Genomic DNA, 2387 nt, shown 5'->3' with positions numbered 1-2387 from the left:
AAGCAACAAATCAAATATACAATTTAAGAGGGAAACGAAGCACTATTCAACGGGAATAGTGTTTCTTCCTTGTAAAGGGGAACTCGTATGATAGAACGAACATTATTACAAGTTCAAGAAATGGTTGACGGAAATGGCTTGGACGAAAAATGGGAGAGCCTGCAGATAAAGGGCGTATCGATAGATTCCCGTTCGATTCAACCAGGCAATCTATACATTCCGATTCAAGGGGAGCGTTTTGACGGACATTCCTTTGTAGCAAACGCTGTGGATAACGGTGCTGCTGCGATCTTCTGGAAGAAAGATGTACCGAATCCTCCAACTGGAATTCCTGTCATTTTTGTAGAAGATACGCTACACGCCTTACAATCCTTGGCTTATGAATATCGTAGTCAGCTGTCTATTCGCGTAATCGGTATTACCGGAAGTAACGGAAAAACATCAACGAAAGACATTCTCACAGGTATCCTTGCTACCACATATAAGGTGCAAAAAACGGAAGGTAATTTGAATAATCATATTGGATTGCCACTTACCATTCTTCGTCTAGAAGAGGATACGGAAATGGCAGTTATCGAGATGGGAATGTCAAGCTTTGGAGAAATTGAATTTCTATCCAAGCTTGCCCGGCCGAATGCAGCAATTATTACGAACATTGGTGAGTCTCATTTAATGGATCTTGGTTCACGGGAAGGAATTGCGAAGGCAAAAACCGAGATTGTCATCGGTCTGCAGCAAAATGGCTTGTTTGTTTATAACGGAGATGAACCGTTATTAGCAAACAGAGTACCGCAATTAGAACTTACCGCTACGATTGCTACATTTGGAGATAAGGGAACAAATGATTATTTTCCTACTCGTATTACAACGAAGGAAAATGGTACAGAGTTTTCTATGAACCAAGCGCCGGAAACCTCGTTTTTTATTCCTGTACTTGGTAAGTATAATGTCTACAATACATTAGCCTGTATGGCAGTCGCCTCATTCTTCGGTGTGACATGGGAACATGTAAAGGAAGGTCTTGCACATCTACAAATGACGCGTATGCGTATGGAAATGGTGCACGCAGCAGATGGATTAACAATTATAAATGATGCGTATAATGCTAGTCCAACTTCCATGAAGGCAGCTCTTACCATTATGAAAGATATGCACGGATATGAGAAGAAAATCGTTGTGCTAGGCACAATGTTAGAACTCGGTGATCAAGAAGAGCAGTTCCACTATGAAGTGGGAACGTGTATTGATCCGCAGTTTGTCGATTATGTGTTCACATATGGGGAACTTGGTAAGCAGATTGCAAAAGGTGCCCATGAAAATTTTGATTCAAGTCGCGTGATGAGTTTTACGGATAAAGAAGAATTAGCAAGTGAATTGCGGAAGATAGCATGTTCGCATGATGTTATTTTACTAAAGGCATCTCGGGGAATGAAGCTTGAAGAACTGATTCCTCTGCTTGGTTAAGATGGAAAGTAACGATAGGAGCAAAGTATCCTATCGTTTTTCTTTTGATAAATGTAAGTAAAATGGGAATTTTTGATTGAGTAGTTCTTTACGAAAAGTGGTAGAATAGGAAAAATGAAATAAATTTGTTAGCCCTGAATTCGTTGTAAAACCTAGAAATAAAGGGCTTTATTTTGAAAAATAGGGAAAGAGTGAGTTTGCTTTTTTTACATACAAAACTTATAATAGGTAGAGCACAAAAAAGCATTTCCATTATTTCTCTTTCGAAGATGAGCCCATTAGAAAAGCGGAAGAGATTACTTTTCGATAGCAAGGGCATTTTCCTAAAATGAGGAGGATGCCTTTTTAAGTGAATAGTTATATGAAATAGAAAAGGAGCACGTAAAATTGACAACATTTCGTGAATTAGGATTAAGTGAACAATTGCTCGCATCAGTAGAGCAAATGGGATTTGAAGAAGCAACACCCATTCAGGCAGAAACCATCCCGGTTGCCTTACAAGGATTAGATATTATCGGTCAAGCACAAACAGGTACTGGGAAAACAGCTGCATTTGGCTTACCGTTATTGGAAAAAATAGATACGAACCATGATTGGATACAAGGGATTGTTATTGCACCGACTCGTGAACTTGCTATCCAAGTTTCAGAAGAGTTATATAAGATTGGTACTAGCAAACGCGTTCGTATCCTTCCTATATACGGCGGTCAAGACATTAATCGTCAAATTCGTTCTTTGAAAAAGCATCCGCATTTAATTGTCGGAACACCTGGACGTATTCTTGACCATATTAATCGTAAAACAATTCGTTTGCAAAGCGTTGAAACAGTAGTGCTTGATGAAGCGGATGAAATGTTAAACATGGGATTCATTGAAGATATTGAATCTATTTTAACGGATGTACCAAAAGAACATCAAACATT

2 protein-coding genes are annotated in these 2387 nt (G+C 39.0%); both read left to right on the top strand.

Features of this window, described 5'->3' with window-relative positions; all coding sequences use genetic code 11:
- Nucleotides 1-87 precede the first annotated feature (87 nt).
- On the top strand, nt 88-1464 hold the full coding sequence (locus AC11ZT_RS01875; RefSeq protein ID WP_484057980.1) for a UDP-N-acetylmuramoyl-tripeptide--D-alanyl-D-alanine ligase: 1377 nt from the start codon (nt 88-90) through the stop codon (nt 1462-1464).
- A gap of 387 nt (nt 1465-1851) precedes the next feature.
- Nucleotides 1852-2387 (top strand): DEAD/DEAH box helicase (locus AC11ZT_RS01870; protein ID WP_484057979.1); only part of this gene is annotated, 536 nt, incomplete at its 3' end.

This window comes from Ectobacillus sp., assembly GCF_056992975.1.
This window is presented reverse-complemented; position numbering and strand designations above follow the sequence as displayed.